Genomic DNA, 22,018 nt, shown 5'->3' with positions numbered 1-22,018 from the left:
TCACTTTTTTCTATAGTTGCGGATTGCCAGAGGCACCCGAGTCATCGATAGAAATCGTTGGTACTGTTAGGTTTTCCAAGAACTTTTCTTTGCTCAATCCTTCAAATCGCGATTCATCCGATGGTGTGTTACGAATGGGTTGGCCTGCCCATACTTTTTGGAACTCAGCTTCTTTAACCACTTGCTCACCATTTACGATGACATAAGAAATACCGGTTGTTGGATTGCCTTGTTCTTTGGCTTTGTAAGTCGCATTATCGGTTACGTTTTCTGGGTCGAAAATGGTGATATCCGCAACCATGCCTTCTTGCATACGACCACGAACTTTCATTGATTCAACACCCGCATCACCTAGATGCTTTGCTGCCCAGTAAGACGTTTGAGCAAGTGTGAATAACAATGGTACGCCTTCTTCACGTGCCATACGTAATACTTTGCCTCGAGTACCCGCAGTTCGAGGGTGACCTTGATATTCTGTTGGATCGGCATCCCAAGAATCAGTACCTAAACCTGAATAGATAGAATCTGCTGCAACGGTCATGTTTGGAATTTGTAGCCAGTATTTCATCCAATCTTTACGTGCAGGGCTAAACAGAACCACCAAGTGACCCGGTTCTTCAGCGGCAATGACCAGATACTCTTCTTTGGTCAGAAATTTATCGCGTGTTGGGTCGTACATCATTTCTTCATACTTCGCGTTGTACATCCCTTCCACAGACTCCGGTACAAGGAAAGATGAACCAATCGCAGTGGATGCCGCATCATATGGATAGTATTCAGACCACATCACTAAGCCTTTCTCTCGTGCAAGCTTTAGCTTTTCTTCTACTTCCCACCAACCGAAGTCGTTGTTGTGGAGCATCAAAAATGGTAAGTCGAGAAGCATCGCATTGGTAAAGATTTCGTCAAAACCCAGCTGTGCTTCTGGATTTGAAGGGTTAGCGTGAAAACGGGTATGTGATGATACAAATCGGTCCCAGTTTGCTGCGACTTTCATGGACTCGTACATCTCAAATGCCGTCAAACCATCTTTCATATAAGCGGTTGTTGAAGCTAGGTTCAATGCACCTTCTGCAAAGCCTTGATCAAGAACAGAAAGGATTTGGTTCATCTGCTCGATATCAGCTTTGGTCTCAGACCAGCCACTCACACCGTCTTTAGCCGCTTCAGTTCGAAGCGAGCCAAGAATCGTAGTTGCATCATGTGGGCCTGTAATTTTCACTTCAGGATCTAGGATTTGAAGACGAGCTCCTTCGTGGCTGACACCAGTACCGTAGTTCAGTGGCCATTTACCCGCTTTTTCTTCATACCACTCACCGACGCGAATCGCACCGACTTCCAGATCCATACCAGATGTTACACCATCTAGGGCTGCAAGCTTGATAGATAAACCATCTAGCGAGTGAAAATGGGTATCAATGAAACCTGGGGCAACCACTTGATTTGTCGCATCGATTGTCTCATCACCGTCGAGTTTTTCTGCCGTGATTTTGATGATTTGACCATCTTTGATCCCGACGTTTAATACAGCATCCAGCATGCTTTCAGGGTCCATCACTCGTCCATTCTCGATAACTAGGTCGTAATCCGCGGCAAAAGCACCTGACGCACCTAGGCACAATGCGATACTAACAAGTCCGCTTATACGGCCTTTCTTGAATGATTTTTTCATGATTTCTCTCTTTGTTGCTGGAAAGGTTAAAGTGTTTACCTATTTCAGCTGAAATTAATTGTCGTACTGCCGTTTGTATTTCTGGCTTACCTTTGGAAGCTGAGATAATTCTAGCTCAATTTTTATATAACAAAATTTCAGTTTGTCTGATCTAACCCTACAAACTTAAAACTTGAGTTAATGATGAGAGCCTTGGTGTTGGTCTTTAAAAGTGGTTTTCCATTATTTAGACAGAATAGATATTGTTGAGGCATAAAACCAAGATATGAATATCAGCACGATGGCTATCGGTTTGATGGTGATTCAGGCTTTCGACTGGAGTCGCTTTACTTCATCCGTTTATTGAATTAGCCGCGTATCTCACCTTTACTTTATTCTTGCGAGCAAGTCATCGCTTCAGTCATCAAATCATAAAAAAGAAAAGGTGAACGAACTATGAAGAGTCCAGTAATCGCGGATAACAAACCCGTCAAAATCGAGCTGACAGAGGGAGAAGAGTATTACTTCTGTACCTGCGGGAAATCGAAAAGCCAACCGTTTTGTGACGGTTCTCATGCTGGTACGGGGTTCAAACCGAAAAGCTTTGTCGCCGAAGAGAGCGGAGACGCCTACCTTTGTCGCTGTAAGTATTCCAACAACCTTCCTTTCTGCGATGGCACTCATAAACAGTTCACAGCGGAACAAGTTGGGCAAGAAGGCCCGGAGGTTCACATTCAAGCGGCTGCGCCAGATTTGTCGCCAGCTGCGAGCGCAACCAAAGAAGAACCTACCGTCGAGTTTATTCATCAACTGGCGCGTGATGGTTTATCCAAGGTTGGACATCATGGGCCAATGACCTCCATGGGCGTTCCAAGACATCTATTGCCTCACTGGGACGATATTCAAGTGATGGTCGCGCAAATGGCCACCAAGCCTTTGCTGGAGAATGTGCCCGTTGGAACTGAACTGATTATTGGCCCCAAAGCGAAGAAGCCACTCAAATTGGACATCTCTTTGTTTGTGTCTGATATGAGTTTTGGCTCGCTATCTGAAGAAGCAAAAGTCTCATTGGCGAAAGGTGCCGAACTCGCAGGGACGGGTACCTGCTCCGGTGAGGGCGGTATGTTACCCGAAGAGCAAGCGGCGAACTCTCGCTACTTTTATGAATTAGCCAGTGCTCAGTTTGGTTACGATGAAGCTAAGCTCAAAAACGTTCAAGCCTTCCACTTTAAAGGCGGGCAGGGTGCCAAAACCGGAACGGGCGGGCACTTACCGGGCGCGAAGAACATAGGCAAGATCGCCGAGGTGCGTGGCATTGAAGCGGGCACGGCAGCGATTTCTCCACCCACCTTTGTCGACCTTAACACGGTCGAGGATTTTAAAAAGTTCGCCGACCGTGTTCGAGAGGTGACAGGCGGTATCCCGATTGGCTTTAAGTTAAGTGCCAATCACATCGAAGAAGACATTCAGTTCGCGCTTGATGCCAGTGCCGATTACATCATCTTAGATGGGCGTGGTGGCGGTACAGGGGCGGCGCCAGAAATGTTCCGTGACCATATCAGCGTTCCCACTATTCCAGCACTCGCTCGCGCTAGAGCGTATCTCGATAAACAAGGGGTCAGTGACAGAGTCACATTGATCATCACGGGCGGCTTGCGCGTGCCGATGGATTTCGTAAAAGCGATGGCGCTTGGTGCAGATGGTGTCGCTATCTCGAACAGTGCCATGCAGTCGATAGGTTGTGTGGCGGCGAGAATGTGTAACACCAATAATTGCCCGGCGGGTATCGCGACTCAAAAAGCCGATTTACGCCAACGGTTAAATGTCGAGAAGGCATCGAATCAATTGAAGAACTTCTTCGAAGCCTCGACTGAGTTGATGCAAGTGATGGCGAGAGCGTGTGGTCATGATCATTTGAATCAGTTTAATCCTCACGATTTGGCAACATGGAATCGCGAAATGGCCGAGCTATCCGGTGTCGCTTACTCTGGTGTCTGTCCATTAAATCACTTTAAGTAAATAATACTTCGATAAAGCACACTCAATGTATTTTGGGTGTGCTTATTTTTGCCTGTGCAATGCCAATCGATGTTTAATCCTTCGTAATTAACTGCTTTATAAGTGTTTTTAAATTATTTCCTATTTTTTTAAAATATCACTTTACCTTAAGTTAACTTGAGGTTTTATCATCATCCCCAATCTAAAAACACAATCTATCACCTTGTCGCCTAGTGCAGGTTTTGATGTTATCAAACAGACGTTACGAATCTTCAGTTATGAACTTTGAGCTCCGTAATTGAAGTCATGAGTGCATAAAGGTGAGAAAACTGAACAAGGATCAACAATGAAAGTATTAGCAATTGGCGCAACCAACAGTAAAGCATCGATTAACCAACAATTGGCAGCGTACACCGCAAGCTTAGTTGAGGGCGCGCAAGTAGAGGTGCTCGATCTTAATGGTTTCGAGATGCCTATTTATAGTGAAGACAGAGAAAAAGAGTCCGGCGTTCATCAACACGCGCAGCGCTTTTTCAGCAAGATTGGCGAAGCTGATGCTGTGGTCATCTCTTTTGCAGAGTACAACGGTTCATACACCGCAGCTTTTAAGAATGTGTTTGATTGGACATCACGAATCGACATGAAAGTGTATCAAGGTAAACCTGTGGTTATGCTCTCCACATCACCAGGCCCCGGTGGCGCAAGCTCTGTGTTGTCGTCTGCGGTAAATTCCGCACCTTACTTTGATGCTGATGTGAAGGGGTCGATGTCGGTGCCAAGTTTCTACGACAACTTTAATGTAGAAACGGGTGAGATCATCAATACCGAAATGGCCGAGAGCCTGAAATCGATCATGAGTCAGATCTAACTGCTTCAGTGAGTGAGAGAATTACTACATCGGTGCACAGATAAATAGATAAATAGATAAATAGATAAATAAGTAGATACATACATAAATGGCCATCAAGCGATGGCCATTTAATTGCGTCATTATCTATTGTGATAACTCTGCTTCGGTGTCAACGAAGATACCTTGAATGTCTTTCGCTTCACGCTCAGTTTGACCACCGTGTTTTAGAAACGCACCGATAATTGCTGCGGTTTTCTGCTCTTTTGCGCGCTCTAAGAAGTAACGAAGTTCTAGTTCAGCGCCCGCTTGCTCATCTTTGATTGAGGCAGCGATGATCTCTTTGTACATCACGATATCACGTACTTCTAATTGGCTGATTACACCGAGTGTCGCTGCTAAGAAACCCTCTAGCTCTGCCTTCGGTACAAACTGCGTGATGATGTTACGCTCTTCTGCTTGTTGAGCCGTAAAATCGTTACCAAGCAGCAAAGCTTGTAGCGCTTTGTTTTTGCCCATGCGTCTTGCAAATTGAACTGCGCCTTGGCCACCCGTTGGGATGTTTACATGAATTTCTGGTTGTGCGAACGCCGAGTTTTCAGTGCCGTAAGCAAGGTCACACGCCATCACAAATTCATTACCGCCCCCACGAGCTACGCCATCAACTACCGCGACAGAGACTTGTTTCATCGCTTTAATGTTCTCAATCATGTGGTTGAATTCAATCGAACCAGCTTGTCCACCTTGTGTACCGTTGATCACATTGAGATCTAGGTGAGCCAGAAAGAAGCTCTCATGTAATGATTTGAAGACCACAACCTTAGTATCACGATCATCTTTCAATGAAAGTACAAAGGCATTGATCTCGTTGATCAAGTCGAAAGTCAGCACGTTCACTGGTGGGTTGTTGATCGATACTGTTGCGATGCCATTTTGGTTAGTCACAGATAGTAGTGTCATGGGGTGTTCCTCTATTAGGTCGGGACTGAATGTTGTCTCCGTTATGTGCAGCTACTATAGATTTGTAATAAGATGAGAAAAATAGTCATATTGGCACTTGATTGGTGCCTTAAATGCAACAAAGGGCGTTATGGATATATCGAGTCGTTTATTATTGTTACTTGAAGTGGTTGAGCTGGGTTCGTTTGTCAAAGTGGCGGAGCAAAGAAACGTCGACCGTTCCGTTATCTCTAAACAGATCAGCCGTCTTGAAGAAGAGCTGGATGTTCGGTTACTCAATCGAACCACTCGTTCGTTATCTCTGACAGCTGCAGGCAATGAGATGGTCAATCAAGCGCATCAGCTTCGTGCACTGTTGAACGATACTCGACGCTTGGCGCAAAATTATCATGCAGAGCCTCGAGGGTTATTAAGAATCACCAGCTCGACCATGTTCGGTCGACAATATGTTCAGCAGGCGATTGCGGTTTTCCAGAAGCAGTATCCAGATGTTGATTTTGAATTGAGACTCGAAGACCGAATCGTCGATATGGTTAAAGAAGGGTTTGATATTGGTTTCCGTATTGGTAAGCCCAAAAACTCCAGCCTAATCAGCCGTAAGATAGCCAGAAGTCGATTGCTGATTGTCGCTTCACCTGAGTTCATTGCTCAGCATGGCGAGATCAACACCATCGAAAAGTTAGAGTCATTACCTGCGACTATCTATGCCGCTCCGGGTTTGTTGATTGATAAGTTTTCTTATGTCGATCAAGAGGGGCAAGCGCAGCATTTCCAGCTTAATGCCGCTTATAAAGTGAATGACGTTGAGATGATTTCCAAGAGCGCGCTAACTGGCAGTACTCTCGCGGTTGTCACGGCGCAGATGATTGAAGATGAAGTGCTCAGTGGAGAGTTAGTGCCTATTATGACTCACTTAAACTTGGATGACTTTGGCACTTTCTATGCGGTGTACCCACATCGAGATGCACCCATAAAAACCAAGCTCTTCATTGATACATTGAAAACCATTGTCGGTGAAGATAAACCTGTGTGGGAGCAAGGCATTCCCGGGTTTGACGACATGTATGGCAATCAGCGAACAAAATCATAGCTCAAAAAAATCAATACGTTAGGTTGCTTTGTTGCGCGTATTTTGTAATCTAGCCCAAACCTAAGTTTGAACGCAAACTTTAAGTTAAAGTGAACTATATTATACTGGTTATTATCAGGAAGAAACGGCTATTCAAACAGGAAGTGAAAGATCATGAGAAACATCGTATACCTCACCATAGGCCAGTTGGCTGAGCGCAGTGGCGTGGCTCCTTCGGCCTTACGCTTTTACGAAACCAAGGGGTTGATTGCTTCAATTCGTACTAACGGAAATCAGCGCCGTTATCAGTCGGCGATGTTGAGAAGAATTGCTTTGATACAAGTCGCACAGTCGATTGGCTTCACGCTGGAAGAGATCACCGAAGAGTTATCGACACTGCCGATGAACCATACCGCGACTAAGCGAGATTGGGAGCGCGTTGCTAAGAAGTGGCAGGGTCAACTTGATAGCAAAATGGCGCAGATTAAATCGCTACAAGAAAACTTAACAGGCTGTATCGGTTGCGGGTGTTTGAGTATGCAGAAATGCCACTTGTTGAACCCTGAAGATATTCTGCATGACCAAGGGCAGGGCGCACAACGGATCGTTGATCAGACTAACTGAGTTCCCGAAAGGCATGGAGCAGCGAACTAAGTTTCAGGTGTTTGCTCAATGGGTTAAGCAACAGTTGTGACGAATAGCGTGCCTAGACAAACACGAATTATAGGTCTAGTTTAGGTGGTTCTTTCAATAAAAGAAGAGGTTAGTTATGTTCAGCCATGTTTTTCTCGGTACCGAAGATATTGAACGCGCAAAGGCTTTTTATGACCCAATCATGAAAGTGCTTGGTTATAGCGAAGGCTCTGTGGATCCTAAAGGGCGCTGTGTTTACGTTAGCCAAACGGGTGTGTTGGGCTTAACCAAACCGATTGATGGTCAGCCAGCAACGCACGGCAACGGCATGACGGTGGGTTTTCTTGCGCCTTCTCCTGAAGTTGTAGATGAGTGGCATCGAGTTGGCGTCGAAAATGGCGGTACCAGCATTGAAAATGGTCCCGGAGCGAGAGGTTCTGACGAGCGTCGCTTGTACATGGCTTATTTGCGAGATCCTGATGGAAACAAGATCTGTGCAACGCACTTTATGCCGTAGTTTACGTTATGCCATCGTTCATTTTATGCCACAGTGGCGTATACTTAGATCATATTGATGGTTCGGAGTTGGCTAAGTTACGGCTCTGGACTTGTTAGCTTCCCGATAACTCAAAATTTTGCAAAGGACTGGCTAGATGAAACCGAACGAACTGTTTTATGAAAGTTTTGAGCGCTGCCGGATTGACCAAGAATTTCTCGAAACGTTTTTGGCGGATTTTTGCGAGCATAATCCAAGATTTTCAGAACGTTTTGAAAAGATAGGATTAGAGCATCAAACCAAGATGCTTAAAGCCTCGATCATTCTTATCTATAACTCTGCTGGTCTACCAAGCGTGCGTAACTCAGTAAAGAAATTGGGTAAAAGGCATAAAGACCTAGGGCTGGATATTTCCGAGATTGAGCTCAACGAGTGGTTCAATTCGTTACTCAATACAGTTAAAAAATATGACCCTCACTACGATGAAAGCGTCGAACAAGCTTGGACAGAAACTCTCGAGGCCGGCTTAACTATCATGAAGAAAGAGTGCGTAGTTCCAAACACTGTGAATAACTAGGTCGTTGATGGGTAGTTTTGCTTGTTCGTTAGTTAAAACCGGCATTAACTCTTGAAAGATTGACATTGTCAGGTAAGCCTAACGATATCAGGCTTACCTCTTATTGTTTGACTAGAAATGAGCAGCCCAACCAATCAGGAACCCTTGCGATGCGGTATCGTATTCAAAGGTCCCCTTGTTTTCGTAATCAACCCAGGTCGATTTGTAGGCAACATTTAAGTCAGACCAACTGTTTATCTGGTATCGCACGCCAGTTAACAGAGATGAGGTAAAGTTGGTGTCACTACCAAGCCCTGCATCAATGGTTGCGTGAAACTTCCAATCCTTATTGATCTGCGTTATCCATCTCACACCTACTTGGTAGTCAACCCAATCTTCATCAAGTGATCGGTCGACACTTAACCTACCACCTGAACCGTAAAGCTTGGTATCAATGTCGTTATCCCACCAACGAAGCCCAAACAGATAATCAATCGTGCCAAAATCGTATTGGTAGCGCTTAAAACCCTTCACATCTAAAACACCTTGTCGGATATCAAGGTTGCCTCTTAATAACTTTGCGTTGGATCCTAATACCGAGTTTGTTTTTCCGCTTAGTTTCATGAAGCTGTAGTCAATGTAATAGCCCCATTGATTGTCATAGTCACCCTCTAAACGCACCATTGCGGTCATATCAAGATGATCCATGATGAATGAAGGATCAACATCAACATCTGCTGACAAATTACCAATGGTGCTGTCTCCACGAATATTGAGTGCGAGCGCGTAGATTTCGAAACTATGTTGCCACTTTTTTGTATCCATCGGTGTACTTGCTTCTTGCGCACTTACGGTTGAACTAGCCATTAATACTGATGCGATTAGGTAACGCCATTTAGCCATATCGATATCCTTATCTTTTGTGTGAAGTAGCAAGTTTATGAATGTGCCTTGCGGGGGGCAATTTTCATATATGCAACTTGTATATTGCTGATTGTAGACTATGTTTTTTGAAATGAGCCAAGTTAAAAGAGTTAGGGTATGAAGCCACAGAGTATTTTCTTGTTCGTTGCAGTTTTAGGTTTAACACCTATTGCACTGTCTTATGGTTATGCCCCCGTAGTCTCTCTTGACTATCTATTTGGTATCGACGCCACACCCATCAACGTTACTCATATCTTTCGTGCAGTGATGGGGCTTTATTTGGCTCTGGCGTTGTTTTGGGTGTTTGGCGCACTGTTCAAAAAGTATCGACTGCCAGCGCTCTATAGTTTGGTGGTATTCATGTTGGGTTTAGCTGCCGGACGAGTCATCAGTTTGGTGGTGGATGGCATGCCGCATTGGCTACTTTTTGTTTATCTAATATTGGAGTTGGGCTTTGGTTTAGTTGGTTTAAAAATGATTCATAAAGAGCAATCTGAAACAGTATAAGGACATTCTATGAAAAGGATTTTCCACCTTGTTGTGATGAGTGTGTTGAGTAGCTTTTCGCTATCGGCATGGTCAGCACAAGAGCAACCGAATATTTTTGTTATCTTCACGGATGATATTGGGATCTCAAACCTGAGTGCTTATCACAATGGTGTGATGAGTAGTGAAACACCAAACATCGATAGTATTGCTGAAAAGGGCATGCTACTCACAGATTATTATGCGCAGCCATCGTGTACGGCCGGGCGCTCTGCATTCTTAACGGGGCAGTTACCAGTGCGAACGGGTATGCATACGGTGGGCTTACCGGGTGGGCCTGTTGGGCTGCATGCGGATACGCCAACACTACCAGAAATTCTCAAAACCATGGGTTACGTGACTGGTCAGTTTGGTAAAAACCACTTGGGTGACCGTGATGAATTCTTACCAACAATGCACGGCTTCGATGAGTATTGGGGCTGGTTGTATCACCTGAATGCGATGGAATACACCGAAGATCCAGACTGGCCAAAAGACGGTTCGTTGGATGCTTTTGCGCCTCGCAATGTGATTTACGCGAAATCCGATGGCAAAGGCGGACAAACCATTGAAGACGATGGCGCGCTAACTATCGAGCGTATGCGCACACTAGATGATGAAGTAAATAAGCACGCGATCAACTTCATCGAAAGGGCGGTTGAAGCGGATAAGCCATTTTTCACTTGGTACTGTCCATCACGCGGTCACGTTTGGACGCACCTGTCACCTGAATACGAAGCGATGCTCGGTCAAAACGGTTGGGGACTCCAAGAAGTGGTCATGAAAGATCTTGATGATCACGTCGGTGAGATGATGGCGAAGATGGAAGAACTCGGTATTGCTGACAACACCATCATCATTTTCACTGCCGATAACGGCCCAGAGATCATGACTTGGCCTGATGGTGGTATGACACCATACCACGGTGAGAAAGGCACTACGTGGGAAGGTGGCGTTCGTGCTCCAGCTCTCGTTAGTTGGCCAGGTAAGATTCCAGCGGGTACTGTGGGTAACGGCATCTTTGATGGTATGGACTGGCTACCGACACTTGTTGCAGCTGCGGGTGGCCCTGCCGATCTGAAAGAGAAAATGCTAAAAGGTCACGATGGCTTTAAAGCACACCTCGATGGTTATAACCAAGTCGATATGTTGACGGAAAAAGGTGAGTCGAATCGTAAAGAGATTTACTACTACGAACGAGATAAGCTACAAGCGGTTCGAGTAGGAGATTGGAAGGCGCACTTCATCGTGCAAAATCACGGTTGGAGTGGTCCTAAAGAAGAGCTAAACGCCCCATTACTGTTTAACTTGCGCCGTGACCCGTATGAGCGAGCGGCCGAAGAATCGGGCATGTACTTGAAGTGGATGGGACAAAAAATGTGGGCATTTGGCCCGGCTCAAGCGGCGGTACAGCAACACCTAGCGACCTTCAAAGAGTGGCCACCTAAGACGCCAGAAACTCAGCCAGACAATACCGGTGGTGTGGGGAATTAGCGTACACTCACTTCCAGAACCTAAATAAACAAAGCTCAGCCCCTAAGTTTTAGAAACCTAGGGTGTTGGGCTTTTGTTTTGCTAAAAGAAAAAGGCTATCAGAAGAAGTGAACTAGTCCTCAAGAGGAAGCTGATAGCTGTTTTTCAACTCTTTTACTGAGATGTTGGACTGAATCGCACTCACGCCTTTGACTCGTCTGATCGAGCTAATACGCTCAAAGTACTCTTCCAAATCTTTGGCCAACACTTGCACCATGTAATCGGCGCCGCCTGCAATGCAGTGACACATAGGAATCCAATCGGTTACCGCGACAAATTCTTCGAATGGTTCTGTGTTTTCAACTTCATGGTTACCCAAGGTCACAAGAGTAAAACCAGCCACATGAAAGCCTAATTTCTTACGATTCAGCTTAGCGGCGTAACCATCGATATAGCCAGTTTCCTCCATGCGTTTCCAACGACGCCAGCATGGGGTTTCGCTGAGGTTGACCTTCTCTGCGAGCTTGCTGTTGCTCATGCGTCCGTCTTGCTGGATATGCTCTAAGATGGCGATATCTGTGTCATCTAACACTTCTTTGGTGGATTCTTTCTGTTTCATGGCTATTTTAGAAAAGTCTTGCTCAAATTTGGATTAATATTAGCCTATATAGCAATTTAATTCCTAGTCGAATCTGTAAACTCTCCCCCTATAAATACTTTACTTATTAGGAGTGAGAGGAAATGAGCTCTCAATTAATGCTGGCGTTCTTGCTATTTTCAACATCAATAGCAATTACCCCTGGGGCAGGCAATATCGCATTACTTGGGATTTCAAGTCGTTATGGATTTGCTGCGACTTTACCTTTTATCTCTGGGAACGCTGTTGGCATCATCATCGTATTGGCGGGTTCTAGTGTCGGTTTGGTTAGCCTATTTACCCTTTACCCAGAGCTATACAACATTTTGAAATACGCGGGTGCGGCTTATTTGCTGTTCATGGCATGGTCGATTGCGAATATGCAGATCGAAGAAAGCACTACCGACAATCGTTCAGGTTTTATGTCTGGTGTGTTGGTGCAGGTGTTAAACCCTAAAGGTTGGATTGCTTCGTTAACCGTGTTTTCACAGTTCATTACTCCGAACGCAGATTACTTGATTCAAGTCGTGACTATTATCGCGGGTATGGTGATTACCGGTGTACCGTGCATGTTGGTGTGGGCGTATTGCGGCACCATGCTTAAAAAGTTGCTGCAATCACCAAAACAGATGATGTTTGTGAACCGTTGCTTGGGTGGAAGCTTAGCGATGGTGGTTGCCTTCATGCTTTATCAACCGGCATAAATCACAAAGAAAAAAACCACTCCTAAATCTATAGGAGTGGCGTCTAAATGTCGACTAAGTCGTTAACAGTAAAGAATTAAGTTAACAAATATTTAAGGAACTTGAGTTAAAAGCTTTGAGCTTTTCAGTGTAAAGGTTAAGCGGTTTCAGCCTCTTTAACTGGAGCTGAGTTACGAATTAGGTGGTCAAATGCACCTAAGCTTGCTTTTGCACCTTCACCCATCGCAATAATGATCTGTTTGTAAGGTACTGTCGTTACATCACCCGCCGCGAATACACCTTTCATTGATGTTGCGCCATGAGCGTTAATTTCAATTTCACCGCGTGGTGAAAGCTCAACTTTTGAACCTTTCAACCATTCGCTGTTTGGCATCAGGCCGATTTGAACAAAGATACCCGCGAGTTCTATCTGTTTAAGTTCATCGGTGTTGCGGTCTTTGTATTCCAGACCGGTTACACGGTTGCCATCACCAATTACTTGCGTCGTTTGCGCCATCTTGATGATTTCGATGTTTGGTGTTGCGTTTGCTTTGTCGATAAGCACTTGGTCGGCACGCAGTGTATCTGCAAATTCAAGTACGGTTACGTGTTCCACAATACCCGCTAAATCAATTGCCGCTTCAATACCTGAGTTACCACCACCGATAACCGCTGTTTTCTTACCTTTGAACAATGGACCGTCACAGTGTGGGCAGTAAGCGACGCCTTTATTGCGGTACTCTTGCTCACCCGGAACGTTCATTTCACGCCAGCGAGCACCGGTACTTGTGATAACCGTGCGAGCTCGTAATGTTGCGCCGCTCTCTAGCTCAACGTGGATGTAACCGTCTTCAGTGTCTTCTGCCGCAATGATGTTTGCAGCGCGCTGCTCAGTCATCACTTCAACACCGTACTCTTTTACGTGCTCTTCAAGGCTTGCCACTAACTTAGGGCCGGTGGTCGCTTTCACTGAGATAAAGTTCTCAATCGCCATAGTGTCCATCACTTGGCCACCGAATCTGTCAGCAACCACACCTGTGCGAATGCCTTTACGTGCAGCATAAATTGCCGCTGAAGAACCTGCAGGGCCGCCGCCCACAACCAATACATCAAACGGTGCTTGTTGGTTTAGGTTTGCTGCTTTCTTTTCCGCTGCGCCTGAATCAACCTTGTTAAGGATTTCAGCCAGTGACATACGGCCTTGACCAAATAGCTCACCATTAACGAATACACTTGGTACTGCCATGATGTCGCGAGACTTCACTTCATCTTGGAATGCTGCGCCGTCGATCATCGTTGTCTTAACCAGAGGATTAATCGCCGACATCATATTGAAGGCTTGAACCACTTCTGGACAGTTTTGGCATGAGAGCGAGATAAAAATCTCTACATTAAGCTCTTGATCGAGTTCTTTAATTTGCTCGATTACGTCCGCTTCAAGCTTGATAGGGTGACCACCACTATGAAGCAGTGCTAGAACCAGTGACGTAAATTCGTGACCCATTGGCAAACCGGCAAAACCGATCGCGGTGCCTTTCTCTTGGTTCACGACCTGCATGATAGGGCTGCGAGTGCTTGCGCTGTCATCGCGAGTCACTTCAATTTTATCGGTTAAAGACGAGATGTCATTCGCCAGATCTTGAAGTTTGTTCGCGGTGTCGCTGCCATCCAGGCTAAGCACTAACTGAACATTGGTTTTTAGGTTTTCTAGGTATGCTTTTAGCTGCTGCTTCATTGCTTGATCTAACATAATCGTGCCTGCTCTTAAATTCTGTGTCTTGGTATTGACCAATACCTTCTTGCTGAAAAAGGAAAATAAAAAGGGGGCGCAAGTCGGCAAATATTGTGGTGTTGATGTTTTGAAAGGGTGGCGCGCGACTGCCCTTTAGGAGGGGGGGCGAAGCGCGCCTGTAGAACCGTTTAGCTATTCTTGTTAGCTAGGCTTAGATTAAATCTTGCCTACTAGGTCTAGAGATGGAGCTAGAGTCTCTTCGCCTTCTTTCCATTTAGCTGGGCAAACTTCACCTGGGTTAGCGGCTACGTATTGTGCTGCTTTAACCTTGCGTAGTAGGTCTTCTGCGTCACGGCCGATGCCTTCAGCTGTGATTTCCATTGCTTGGATAACGCCTTCAGGGTCGATTAGGAACGTTGCACGGTCTGCAAGGCCTTGACCTTCACGCATAACGTTGAAGTTATTTGTGATGTTGCCAGTTTGGTCGCCTACCATGAAGTATTCGATAGTGCCGATTTTGTCAGAAGTATCGTGCCATGCTTTGTGAGAGAAGTGAGTGTCAGTTGATACTGAGTAAACTTCTACGCCGCGAGATTGAAGCTCTGCGTATTTGTCTTGTAGGTCAACTAGCTCAGTTGGACATACAAACGTGAAGTCTGCTGGGTAGAAGAAGAATACAGCCCACTTGCCTTTAACGTCTTGCTCAGTGATTTCTACGAATTCGCCGTTTTTGAATGCTGTTGCGTTGAATGGTTTGATTTCTGTGTTGATCATGATTTGACTCTCTTTCTAATTTATAGTGTTTAACGCTATCCCGCGTCGATGTAGATATATTGCATTGCCACCGAAAATTAGTGAAATCGGACATTTCTATAGATTCAATAGGCGAATCCTATCTTCGAAAGGAGAAAGCTATCGACAAAAGCTATCAAAGGTCGGCAATACCTAATTTCAGTAGCTATGCTCTTTAGGTTGTTCTCTATATTAGGTTTGTCTCTATTACCGTAGAGCGCCTATTTACAGTTTGAGCATCTATGTATAGCGAGAACATTTATGTATAGCGTGAACATTGATGTAGACAGTGTTTCTTTAAGTGAGCTGAGATCTCCTACTAATTTGCAGATAACGAAAAATTATCATTAATATAATTTATGATAATTTCAGTTAATCATAGTTTCTCCCTATACTCTCTTCATCGAAACGAAATACCGAAGTTAGACTTCGAAAAGCACAGAATAAAAAACGAATTGGAGAAAGTTATGAAAATGAATCACGTAGGCATCATGGTAGGCGACATGGACCAAGCAGTAGAGTTTTACACGAAAGCGCTAGGTCTAAGAATCGTAATGAACAGCACTAAAGTGATGGAAGAGCGTGAATCAGCAATCGGCCGTATGTGTATTGCTGTATTTGGTGAAGGCTTCAAAGGCTTCAACATCGCACACCTAGTAACATCTGATGGTATCGGTGTTGAACTGTTCGAAATGGTTGACCGTGAAGAGCGTCATAATGTTGATTTCTCTCGCTTAGGCATTTTCCACTTCTGTCTACAGCTTCCAAAAGAGCAGTTTCATTCAGCTATTAAGCGCGTTGAAGAGTTTGGCGGTAAGGTACGTATGGACATTCACCGTTACCACCCAGAAGACGAACTAAAACAAGCACAAATGGTTTATCTAGAAGACCCGTTTGGCAACCTATTCGAGTTCTACTCTCACTCATACGAAGATACGTACGCGACTGATTACGAGTAATAGACGCCATCTACCTGTCGTAAGGTAGAAAAACCGAAACACCCCCTAAAGAGGATTGGTAGAGATACCAATCCTTTTTTTGTGTCTGCGGTATTTGGTTAGAGGTAACGAGTAAACTAGAGCAAACGAGTGCTTTGTGTGTTCTTCGTTGCACTAAAACAAGCCGACTGTGTTGCTCTATAGTGCAGCATTGGCTAGAGATGAAACTTAACTGATTGATAAGTATGATGTTAAACCATTGGCATATATGTTGCTCTATTGTCTTTATGTAAATTGTATACAATAAAAAATACATAAAGGAAGTCACATGGAACAGAACAGTGAATTGATCTACGGATTAGACGATCGACCATCAGTCAGAGCTGCCAGTTACGCAGCGTTGCAGCATGTATTAGCCAGTTTCGTTGGTATTATCACGCCCACACTCATTATTGGCGGTGTGCTTGGGTTGGGTGAGCATATTCCTTATCTGATCAGCATGGCACTCATGGTGTCTGGGGTCGGTACCTTCATTCAAGCGAGAAAAATAGGGCCAGTTGGCGCAGGGATGATCTGTGTCCAAGGAACCAGCTTTGCGTTCTTGGGATCTGTATTAGGTGCAGGTTTTCTGGTTAAAGCGAATGGAGGTGGGCCAGATGAAATGCTCGCTACCATTTTCGGTGTCTGCTTCTTTGGTGCATTTGTTGAAATCGTACTATCGCGCTTTATCGAAAAGCTCAAAGTCGTTATCACGCCCGTTGTGACTGGAATCGTTATCACGACGATAGGTATCTCTTTGATTAAAGTCGGTGTTACTGATATTGCGGGTGGCGTTGGCGCCGAAGATTTTGGCTCTGGAAGCAATCTGATGTTGGGTGCCATCGTCCTCGGAACCATAGTCGTGCTTAACCTGAGTAACAATAATATGGTTAGGCTGTCGTCGATTTTAGTTGGGTTGGTAGTTGGCTGGGGCGTTGCCATTTTGATGGGTAAAGCGTCTATGGTTTCTTTTGCTTCTCAACCGCTATTGAGCATTCCTGTCCCATTTAAATATGGCTTCGCTTTTGATTGGCAAGCCTTCCTGCCTATCGCTTTTATTTACTTGATTACCGTTATTGAAACCACGGGTGACCTTACCGCCAACAGTATGTTCTCAGGGCAGCCAGTTAAGGGGCCAAAATACATCAATCGACTCAAGGCTGGCGTGCTAGGTGACGGTGTGAACTCGCTCATCGCAGCGGTATTCAATACTTTTCCGAACACGACTTTCAGCCAGAACAACGGTGTGATCCATTTTACGGGGATCGCGAGTCGCTACATCGGCTACTTCATTGCCGCGATTCTTTTTCTGTTAGGGTTATTTCCCATCTTAGGTGCGGTTTTAATGACGATTCCAAAGCCAGTATTGGGCGGGGCGACATTAGTGATGTTCGGTACGGTTGCTGCGGCGGGCATCAAAATCATCGCCAATGAAAAACTGGATCGCCGCAGAATTATGACGATTGCCATCTCACTAGGCTTAGGGCTTGGGGTGATGCTAGTGCCGGATTTATTGAAAGAAGCACCCAAGCTAGTGCAAAGCATATTTGGCTCACCTGTAACCATGTCTGGTATTGCCGCGCTTGTGACTACCGGGTTGATGTCTTTGGTGCCTGAAACAAAAGCCAAGCAGATTTCGAACGTCGTACAGACCAGTAAAGCGTAACGGGCTTCTTCGTGCTGAACTAAGGATGTTTAACTAGAGCCACATGACATATGTGGCTCTCAACTTTAACTTATTGTGTGACGTGTTGGCATCTCACTTAACTTGGTAAATAACATAAAATTATCATTAATATAAATTATGATAATTTCAGTTAATCGTCGTATCTCCATATACTCTCTCCATCGAAACGAAACACCGAAGCGAGTCTTCGAAAAATACAGAATTAAAGAGAATTTGGAGAAAGTTATGAAAATGAATCACGTAGGCATCATGGTGGGTGACATGGACCAAGCAGTAGAGTTTTACACTAAAGCGCTAGGTCTAAGAGTTGTAATGAACAACACTAAAGTGATGGAAGAGCGCGAATCAGCAATCGGCCGCATGTGTATTGCAGTATTTGGTGAAGGCTTTAAAGGCTTCAATATTGCTCACCTAGTCACTTCTGATGGCATCGGTGTTGAGATGTTCGAAATGGTTGACCGTGAAGAGCGTCACAACGTTGATTTCTCTCGCCTGGGCATTTTCCACTTCTGTCTACAGCTTCCTAAAGAGCAGTTTCATTCAGCTATCAAGCGCGTTGAAGAGTTTGGCGGTAAGGTTCGTATGGACATCATGCCTTACCACCCAGAAGACGAACTAAAACAAGCACAAATGGTTTACCTAGAAGACCCGTTTGGCAACCTGTTCGAGTTCTACTCGCACACATACGAAGACACGTACGCGACTGATTACGAGTAATAGCGTTACTGCCTTCCATAAGGTAGATAAACCGAAACACCCCCTAAAGAGGATTGGTAGAGATACCAATCCTTTTTTTGTTTGTGTGCTTTTTAAGTGCTCCATCATGTGGTGGTGGTTAATAAATCAACAACTTTAAGGCATTGTTAAAGTTGACGTTTTGAAGATAAAACCTTTCATGAATATGACTGAAGCGAGCGTGCTTCATGAAAACATTGCGGAATCACACTAGTGATAGCCTTCGCTGAGAACTCATAATACTCAGTTCAATACTGCTGAACCGCACTACAATGAAAATAGATAAACATTACATGAAGAAGATCTACTGAAATAGCATGAAAAAACTAAACCTTATCTTTGCCGCTTTTCTTATTACTTTGCTTGCCGGATGCTCGTCACATGCGGCCGTCGATACTTCAAAAACAAAGGGCTATGCCAATTCACATGCGCTTGTGGGAGTGGCTTCTTGGTATGGCGATAAATTCCATGGAAAACTGACGGCAAGTGGTGAAACGTATAATAAAAACGCCTATACAGCCGCTCACAAAACCTTGCCATTTGGGACTATCGTGAGAGTGACCAATACAGCCAATAACAAGTCAGTCGATGTCAAAATTAACGATAGAGGCCCTTACGTAAAAGGCCGAGTGATTGACCTTTCCCACAAAGCATTTTCTCAAATTGGTGACGTTAAGAAAGGCGTAGTAAAAGTCAAAATTGAGATTATTGATGACAGCAACACCTTTCGATACAAACACTAGAATCCCCTCTAACCTCCCCTTGGTGTACATCTCCGCTCCCTTACCAGCAACGGGAAGGGGAGGAAAAAAACCTCGATCTCGATGATTGAATAGCATATTTATGCTTACTCGATAAGGCTGCTTTTGCAGCCTTTTTTGTGCCTTTCGATAATCCATTTTTAATAAGATTATCTTATTTTCAGTATGTGGGTTGATGATGTTATGTGGTCAATAAATCAGTGTCTTAGCTTTCTTATCATTAGGGTTCATTGAAATTCATTGTGAAATAATGAAAAGCTAACCTAATCCAAGTTGAGCTTTGGTGTGATTAATAGTGAAAGCCTAAGGGCAATTACATTTAGTTACTTACTGAAGTAAAACTGAAATATTAGTTACACGGTTCTGAAATTTTTGGTGTTTAGCTTATGGGCTTCTATATCGCATTTAAATAAGGAAATACCCGTGAAGCTAACCCCTGTCGTTGCAGCCGTAATTATGTCTTTCAGTTCAGCAAGTTTTGCTTTTAGCTGGCAACAATCTGCCAATGAAAACAGTGAAGATCTCGTATGGACAGGGCACCTAAGCCCAGACAGCGACACGGTAATGTCTGCGATGCTCGCGGCTCATATTTATGGTGGTACGGCGACAGTGCCTGAGCCGATTAATCCTGAATCGACGTTTATCTTGAACTACTGTAATGCAGAATCTCCACGTGTAGAGACAGATTACTCTTCATACCGAGTGGGGCTGGTTGACTTCAACCAAGTGACTCAATTAGCACCAACTATTGATCAAGCATCCATTGTGGCAGTGGTCGATCATCATGCGATTGGTGGCTCTCCAATTAACACCCCGCAGATTGTCGAGATGGATATCCGAGGTTGGGGTTCAGCTGCAACTATACTGGCTGACAATGCTGAAAAGCTCGATGTGACATTACCTAAACACCTCGCTTGTGTTGGCTTGGGTGCGATTCTTTCTGACACAGTGGTATTCCAATCAACAACTACAACAGATCATGATCGTGAATACGCAGAGAAGCTGGCGAAGGTTGCAGGCATTTCAGATATCGAAGACTTCGGTCAACAGATGTTGGTTGCTAAGTCAGATCTTAGCCACCTTTCATCTGAAACCATTCTGACGCTGGATTACAAAAACTTTAAGTACGGTGGCAAACAGGTGGGTATCGGTGTTGCTGAAACACTAATGGCTCAACAACTGATTGACCGTAAAGACGATCTTCTAGCAGCAATGAAGACTTACAAAAAAGAGAACGGGCTAGACCATCTGTTCTTTTCAATCACAGATACCAAGAACAAAGAAGCGAACTTATTGTGGGTGGATGAAAGCGACTATCAAGTCATCAAATCGGCTTTCAACGCTGAACCAACAAGTGACATGCTGACTTTGGAAGGTGTCACTTCACGTAAGCGCCAGATTGGCCCTGCGGTTCAAAAGGCAATTGAGATCTTGTAAGTAGAAAGAGAGTTTGGAAGGGATTGGTAGAAATACCAATCCCTTTTTTAATTATTGGGCGTCTAAATGGGATTTGGACAATAACAAGTTAGGAGCAGTCATAAACTGCAGTCTCATTCGAAGCGATTAAAAAAGCACTTCTAAACGAGATGTTAGAAGTGCTAATTATTGAGTAAATTTAATAAACTTCTTATACCCAGACTTGATCAAATACTCGGTACATGTTGCCACCTAAGAACTTGCTGCAGTCTTCTTCTGAGTATCCATTTTCAAGCATGGTATCAATTAGAGCTGCAACAATTTGATATGGTGCTGGGGTAGGAAACCCTTTTGCTCCTACAGCGGCACTATAGCCACCATCAGGGAATACGTTCTGCCCCATTGGTGTTTGAATAATAGACGCTGTAAAATTGATGTTCGGGATATAGTCTGAACCGAAGCCAACGTGGTCTATACCGACTAAGTTGACCATATAATCAATATGTCGAAATAATTGTTCAGTCGTCAATATATCTGGGTTAGATGTATCCATAAAGGCAGCCACCATATTTATTGAGCAAACCCCACCGGTTGCCGCAACACCTTTAATCACAGCGTCAGAAAGGCTTCTCTGATAATCGGCAATGGCTTTCGCACCTGAATGCGAAGAAATGACAGGTTGGCTACTGCGTTCAATCGCATCTAAGGAGGTTCGTTCGCCAGTATGGCTTACATCAACAGGCATACCGTATCGGTTATAAGCGTCGACAAGTTTTTTTCCATATTCAGTTAGACCACGGTTCTCAATTTCGAAGCAGCCATCACCCACATCATTACGTTGATTATATGCCAATAAACAGTAACCATAGCCCATCTCACGCCATAGTCCTACGCGATCAACATCACCACCAAATATTTGAGTACCTTGGTGAGTGAAGTAAATACCCAATTTGTTTTGTTTTACCGCTTCATCAATATCTTTGGTAGTGCGGATCATCATATAGTCGTCTGGGCGTTCTTTCATTTTGCTTAGGTAGAACTGAGCGCCTTTCATAATGCCTTCAACCGAGGCATCTAACGAGTCTGCGGAAGGACATGCTGCTAGTACCTTGAATCCAGCGGCTTTGCACTTGTCCATTTCATCATGGAATTCTGGTGCTTCAGGTGAAGACCATTGAGAGGGCCAAAGACCGGAAAAAAGGCTGTCAATAGCCATAGAATCTCGAACAATTTTTTTTGCACGTTCAGATGCAGGATATTTGTGTGTTCGTTGAGGGATTTTTGAATAATCTTTTATTTCAAATTCTGGTAATTTTGGTGCACCTGACTTTGTCGCTTTATCATTACTTGGTTCGATTTCAGATTTGTTGTCCATATTTGAAATTTTCCTTAACAGTGTTAGCTTCTATAAAATATAAATATGTTGGAAGTTTGGAAGTAAAGATAGGTACGGATTTATATCAAAC

Annotated in this window: 21 protein-coding genes; 14 read left to right on the top strand and 7 right to left on the bottom strand. The window is 44.4% G+C overall.

The window, feature by feature from the left end; translation table 11 throughout:
• Positions 1–10 precede the first annotated feature (10 nt).
• Positions 11–1,672, bottom strand: coding sequence for an amidohydrolase family protein (locus tag AB4512_RS18865; protein WP_017039125.1), 1,662 nt, complete (start codon positions 1,670–1,672; stop codon positions 11–13).
• A 435-nt stretch (positions 1,673–2,107) separates the two neighbouring features.
• On the opposite strand from AB4512_RS18865, the gene AB4512_RS18860 reads away from it, so the two are divergent.
• The gene (locus tag AB4512_RS18860; protein ID WP_372175344.1) at positions 2,108–3,670 is read left to right on the top strand and encodes a glutamate synthase-related protein; all 1,563 of its coding nucleotides are present in this window, start codon (positions 2,108–2,110) and stop codon (positions 3,668–3,670) included.
• Positions 3,671–3,995: 325 nt separating this feature from the next.
• Entirely contained in the window at positions 3,996–4,517 is a 522-nt protein-coding gene (locus AB4512_RS18855) for an NADPH-dependent FMN reductase (protein WP_372175343.1), read from the top strand.
• 126 nt (positions 4,518–4,643) lie between these two features.
• On the opposite strand, the gene AB4512_RS18850 is transcribed toward AB4512_RS18855, so the two are convergent.
• Complete coding sequence (locus AB4512_RS18850) at positions 4,644–5,456, bottom strand: enoyl-CoA hydratase/isomerase family protein (RefSeq protein WP_102393685.1); 813 nt, start codon at positions 5,454–5,456, stop codon at positions 4,644–4,646.
• Positions 5,457–5,586: 130 nt separating this feature from the next.
• Here AB4512_RS18850 and AB4512_RS18845 point away from each other — a divergent pair, with 130 nt between their 5' ends.
• The 4 genes from AB4512_RS18845 to AB4512_RS18830 all read left to right on the top strand — a co-directional run bounded on the left by AB4512_RS18845 (position 5,587) and on the right by AB4512_RS18830 (position 8,231).
• On the top strand, positions 5,587–6,546 hold the full coding sequence (locus tag AB4512_RS18845; RefSeq protein ID WP_012604456.1) for a LysR family transcriptional regulator: 960 nt from the start codon (positions 5,587–5,589) through the stop codon (positions 6,544–6,546).
• A gap of 153 nt (positions 6,547–6,699) precedes the next feature.
• Positions 6,700–7,149 (top strand): redox-sensitive transcriptional activator SoxR, encoded by a 450-nt coding sequence (gene soxR / locus AB4512_RS18840; RefSeq protein WP_102320544.1) that lies wholly within the window; start codon positions 6,700–6,702, stop codon positions 7,147–7,149.
• Between the two features lie 145 nt (positions 7,150–7,294).
• Positions 7,295–7,675 carry a VOC family protein gene (locus tag AB4512_RS18835; RefSeq protein ID WP_017071825.1) on the top strand — a complete coding sequence of 127 codons (381 nt, stop codon included), beginning with the start codon at positions 7,295–7,297 and terminating at the stop codon, positions 7,673–7,675.
• Positions 7,676–7,811: 136 nt separating this feature from the next.
• A complete protein-coding gene (locus AB4512_RS18830; RefSeq protein WP_102320543.1) occupies positions 7,812–8,231 on the top strand; it encodes a globin in 420 nt (139 codons plus the stop codon).
• A gap of 111 nt (positions 8,232–8,342) precedes the next feature.
• On the opposite strand, the gene AB4512_RS18825 is transcribed toward AB4512_RS18830, so the two are convergent.
• Positions 8,343–9,113: a DUF481 domain-containing protein gene (locus tag AB4512_RS18825; RefSeq protein WP_372175342.1), complete on the bottom strand. Its 771-nt coding sequence runs from the start codon at positions 9,111–9,113 to the stop codon at positions 8,343–8,345.
• Between the two features lie 138 nt (positions 9,114–9,251).
• On the opposite strand from AB4512_RS18825, the gene AB4512_RS18820 reads away from it, so the two are divergent.
• Positions 9,252–9,641, top strand: coding sequence for a DUF4345 domain-containing protein (locus AB4512_RS18820; protein ID WP_017071827.1), 390 nt, complete (start codon positions 9,252–9,254; stop codon positions 9,639–9,641).
• A gap of 9 nt (positions 9,642–9,650) precedes the next feature.
• Positions 9,651–11,153: an arylsulfatase gene (locus tag AB4512_RS18815; RefSeq protein ID WP_372175341.1), complete on the top strand. Its 1,503-nt coding sequence runs from the start codon at positions 9,651–9,653 to the stop codon at positions 11,151–11,153.
• A 112-nt stretch (positions 11,154–11,265) separates the two neighbouring features.
• Here AB4512_RS18815 and AB4512_RS18810 read toward each other — a convergent pair whose 3' ends face one another.
• Positions 11,266–11,751, bottom strand: coding sequence for an Lrp/AsnC family transcriptional regulator (locus AB4512_RS18810; protein WP_102320540.1), 486 nt, complete (start codon positions 11,749–11,751; stop codon positions 11,266–11,268).
• A gap of 122 nt (positions 11,752–11,873) precedes the next feature.
• On the opposite strand from AB4512_RS18810, the gene AB4512_RS18805 reads away from it, so the two are divergent.
• Entirely contained in the window at positions 11,874–12,473 is a 600-nt protein-coding gene (locus tag AB4512_RS18805; protein ID WP_016798109.1) for a LysE family translocator, read from the top strand.
• A 136-nt stretch (positions 12,474–12,609) separates the two neighbouring features.
• Here the strand turns inward: AB4512_RS18805 and ahpF are convergent, their stop codons facing one another.
• Both ahpF and ahpC read right to left on the bottom strand, forming a co-directional pair.
• A complete protein-coding gene (gene ahpF, locus AB4512_RS18800; RefSeq protein WP_017065983.1) occupies positions 12,610–14,202 on the bottom strand; it encodes an alkyl hydroperoxide reductase subunit F in 1,593 nt (530 codons plus the stop codon).
• A 198-nt stretch (positions 14,203–14,400) separates the two neighbouring features.
• Positions 14,401–14,958 carry an alkyl hydroperoxide reductase subunit C gene (gene ahpC, locus AB4512_RS18795; RefSeq protein WP_016798107.1) on the bottom strand — a complete coding sequence of 186 codons (558 nt, stop codon included), beginning with the start codon at positions 14,956–14,958 and terminating at the stop codon, positions 14,401–14,403.
• A 485-nt stretch (positions 14,959–15,443) separates the two neighbouring features.
• On the opposite strand from ahpC, the gene AB4512_RS18790 reads away from it, so the two are divergent.
• The 5 genes from AB4512_RS18790 (at position 15,444) to AB4512_RS18770 (ending at position 20,573) form a co-directional block, all read left to right on the top strand.
• Positions 15,444–15,935 carry a VOC family protein gene (locus tag AB4512_RS18790; protein WP_372175340.1) on the top strand — a complete coding sequence of 164 codons (492 nt, stop codon included), beginning with the start codon at positions 15,444–15,446 and terminating at the stop codon, positions 15,933–15,935.
• Positions 15,936–16,242: 307 nt separating this feature from the next.
• Positions 16,243–17,619, top strand: a complete 1,377-nt coding sequence (locus AB4512_RS18785; RefSeq protein ID WP_017071678.1) for a uracil-xanthine permease family protein — start codon at positions 16,243–16,245, stop codon at positions 17,617–17,619.
• A gap of 246 nt (positions 17,620–17,865) precedes the next feature.
• Positions 17,866–18,357: a VOC family protein gene (locus tag AB4512_RS18780; RefSeq protein WP_372089979.1), complete on the top strand. Its 492-nt coding sequence runs from the start codon at positions 17,866–17,868 to the stop codon at positions 18,355–18,357.
• Positions 18,358–18,692: 335 nt separating this feature from the next.
• Positions 18,693–19,118, top strand: coding sequence for a septal ring lytic transglycosylase RlpA family protein (locus AB4512_RS18775; RefSeq protein ID WP_017068116.1), 426 nt, complete (start codon positions 18,693–18,695; stop codon positions 19,116–19,118).
• 441 nt (positions 19,119–19,559) lie between these two features.
• Positions 19,560–20,573: a manganese-dependent inorganic pyrophosphatase gene (locus tag AB4512_RS18770; RefSeq protein ID WP_372175339.1), complete on the top strand. Its 1,014-nt coding sequence runs from the start codon at positions 19,560–19,562 to the stop codon at positions 20,571–20,573.
• A gap of 190 nt (positions 20,574–20,763) precedes the next feature.
• On the opposite strand, the gene AB4512_RS18765 is transcribed toward AB4512_RS18770, so the two are convergent.
• Positions 20,764–21,927, bottom strand: a complete 1,164-nt coding sequence (locus tag AB4512_RS18765; RefSeq protein WP_017029485.1) for a dipeptidase — start codon at positions 21,925–21,927, stop codon at positions 20,764–20,766.
• Between the last annotated feature and the right edge of the window lie 91 nt (positions 21,928–22,018).

The sequence above is a fragment of the Vibrio sp. 10N.222.52.B7 genome (assembly GCF_041474275.1).
Taxonomy (GTDB): Bacteria; Pseudomonadota; Gammaproteobacteria; order Enterobacterales; family Vibrionaceae; genus Vibrio; species Vibrio crassostreae_C.
This window is presented reverse-complemented; position numbering and strand designations above follow the sequence as displayed.

Bases quoted from the DNA above. Each gene is read 5' to 3' on its own strand.
- ahpF (WP_017065983.1), bottom strand. From the start codon at position 14,202: ATGTTAGATCAAGCAATGAAGCAGCAGCTAAAAGCATACCTAGAAAAC.
- AB4512_RS18820 (WP_017071827.1), top strand. From the start codon at position 9,252: ATGAAGCCACAGAGTATTTTCTTGTTCGTTGCAGTTTTAGGTTTAACA.
- AB4512_RS18775 (WP_017068116.1), top strand. From the start codon at position 18,693: ATGAAAAAACTAAACCTTATCTTTGCCGCTTTTCTTATTACTTTGCTT.
- AB4512_RS18855 (WP_372175343.1), top strand. From the start codon at position 3,996: ATGAAAGTATTAGCAATTGGCGCAACCAACAGTAAAGCATCGATTAAC.
- AB4512_RS18790 (WP_372175340.1), top strand. From the start codon at position 15,444: ATGAAAATGAATCACGTAGGCATCATGGTAGGCGACATGGACCAAGCA.
- AB4512_RS18825 (WP_372175342.1), bottom strand. From the start codon at position 9,113: ATGGCTAAATGGCGTTACCTAATCGCATCAGTATTAATGGCTAGTTCA.
- AB4512_RS18850 (WP_102393685.1), bottom strand. From the start codon at position 5,456: ATGACACTACTATCTGTGACTAACCAAAATGGCATCGCAACAGTATCG.
- ahpC (WP_016798107.1), bottom strand. From the start codon at position 14,958: ATGATCAACACAGAAATCAAACCATTCAACGCAACAGCATTCAAAAAC.
- AB4512_RS18845 (WP_012604456.1), top strand. From the start codon at position 5,587: ATGGATATATCGAGTCGTTTATTATTGTTACTTGAAGTGGTTGAGCTG.
- AB4512_RS18835 (WP_017071825.1), top strand. From the start codon at position 7,295: ATGTTCAGCCATGTTTTTCTCGGTACCGAAGATATTGAACGCGCAAAG.
- AB4512_RS18865 (WP_017039125.1), bottom strand. From the start codon at position 1,672: ATGAAAAAATCATTCAAGAAAGGCCGTATAAGCGGACTTGTTAGTATC.
- AB4512_RS18765 (WP_017029485.1), bottom strand. From the start codon at position 21,927: ATGGACAACAAATCTGAAATCGAACCAAGTAATGATAAAGCGACAAAG.
- AB4512_RS18805 (WP_016798109.1), top strand. From the start codon at position 11,874: ATGAGCTCTCAATTAATGCTGGCGTTCTTGCTATTTTCAACATCAATA.
- AB4512_RS18830 (WP_102320543.1), top strand. From the start codon at position 7,812: ATGAAACCGAACGAACTGTTTTATGAAAGTTTTGAGCGCTGCCGGATT.
- AB4512_RS18785 (WP_017071678.1), top strand. From the start codon at position 16,243: ATGGAACAGAACAGTGAATTGATCTACGGATTAGACGATCGACCATCA.
- AB4512_RS18810 (WP_102320540.1), bottom strand. From the start codon at position 11,751: ATGAAACAGAAAGAATCCACCAAAGAAGTGTTAGATGACACAGATATC.
- soxR (WP_102320544.1), top strand. From the start codon at position 6,700: ATGAGAAACATCGTATACCTCACCATAGGCCAGTTGGCTGAGCGCAGT.
- AB4512_RS18860 (WP_372175344.1), top strand. From the start codon at position 2,108: ATGAAGAGTCCAGTAATCGCGGATAACAAACCCGTCAAAATCGAGCTG.
- AB4512_RS18815 (WP_372175341.1), top strand. From the start codon at position 9,651: ATGAAAAGGATTTTCCACCTTGTTGTGATGAGTGTGTTGAGTAGCTTT.
- AB4512_RS18780 (WP_372089979.1), top strand. From the start codon at position 17,866: ATGAAAATGAATCACGTAGGCATCATGGTGGGTGACATGGACCAAGCA.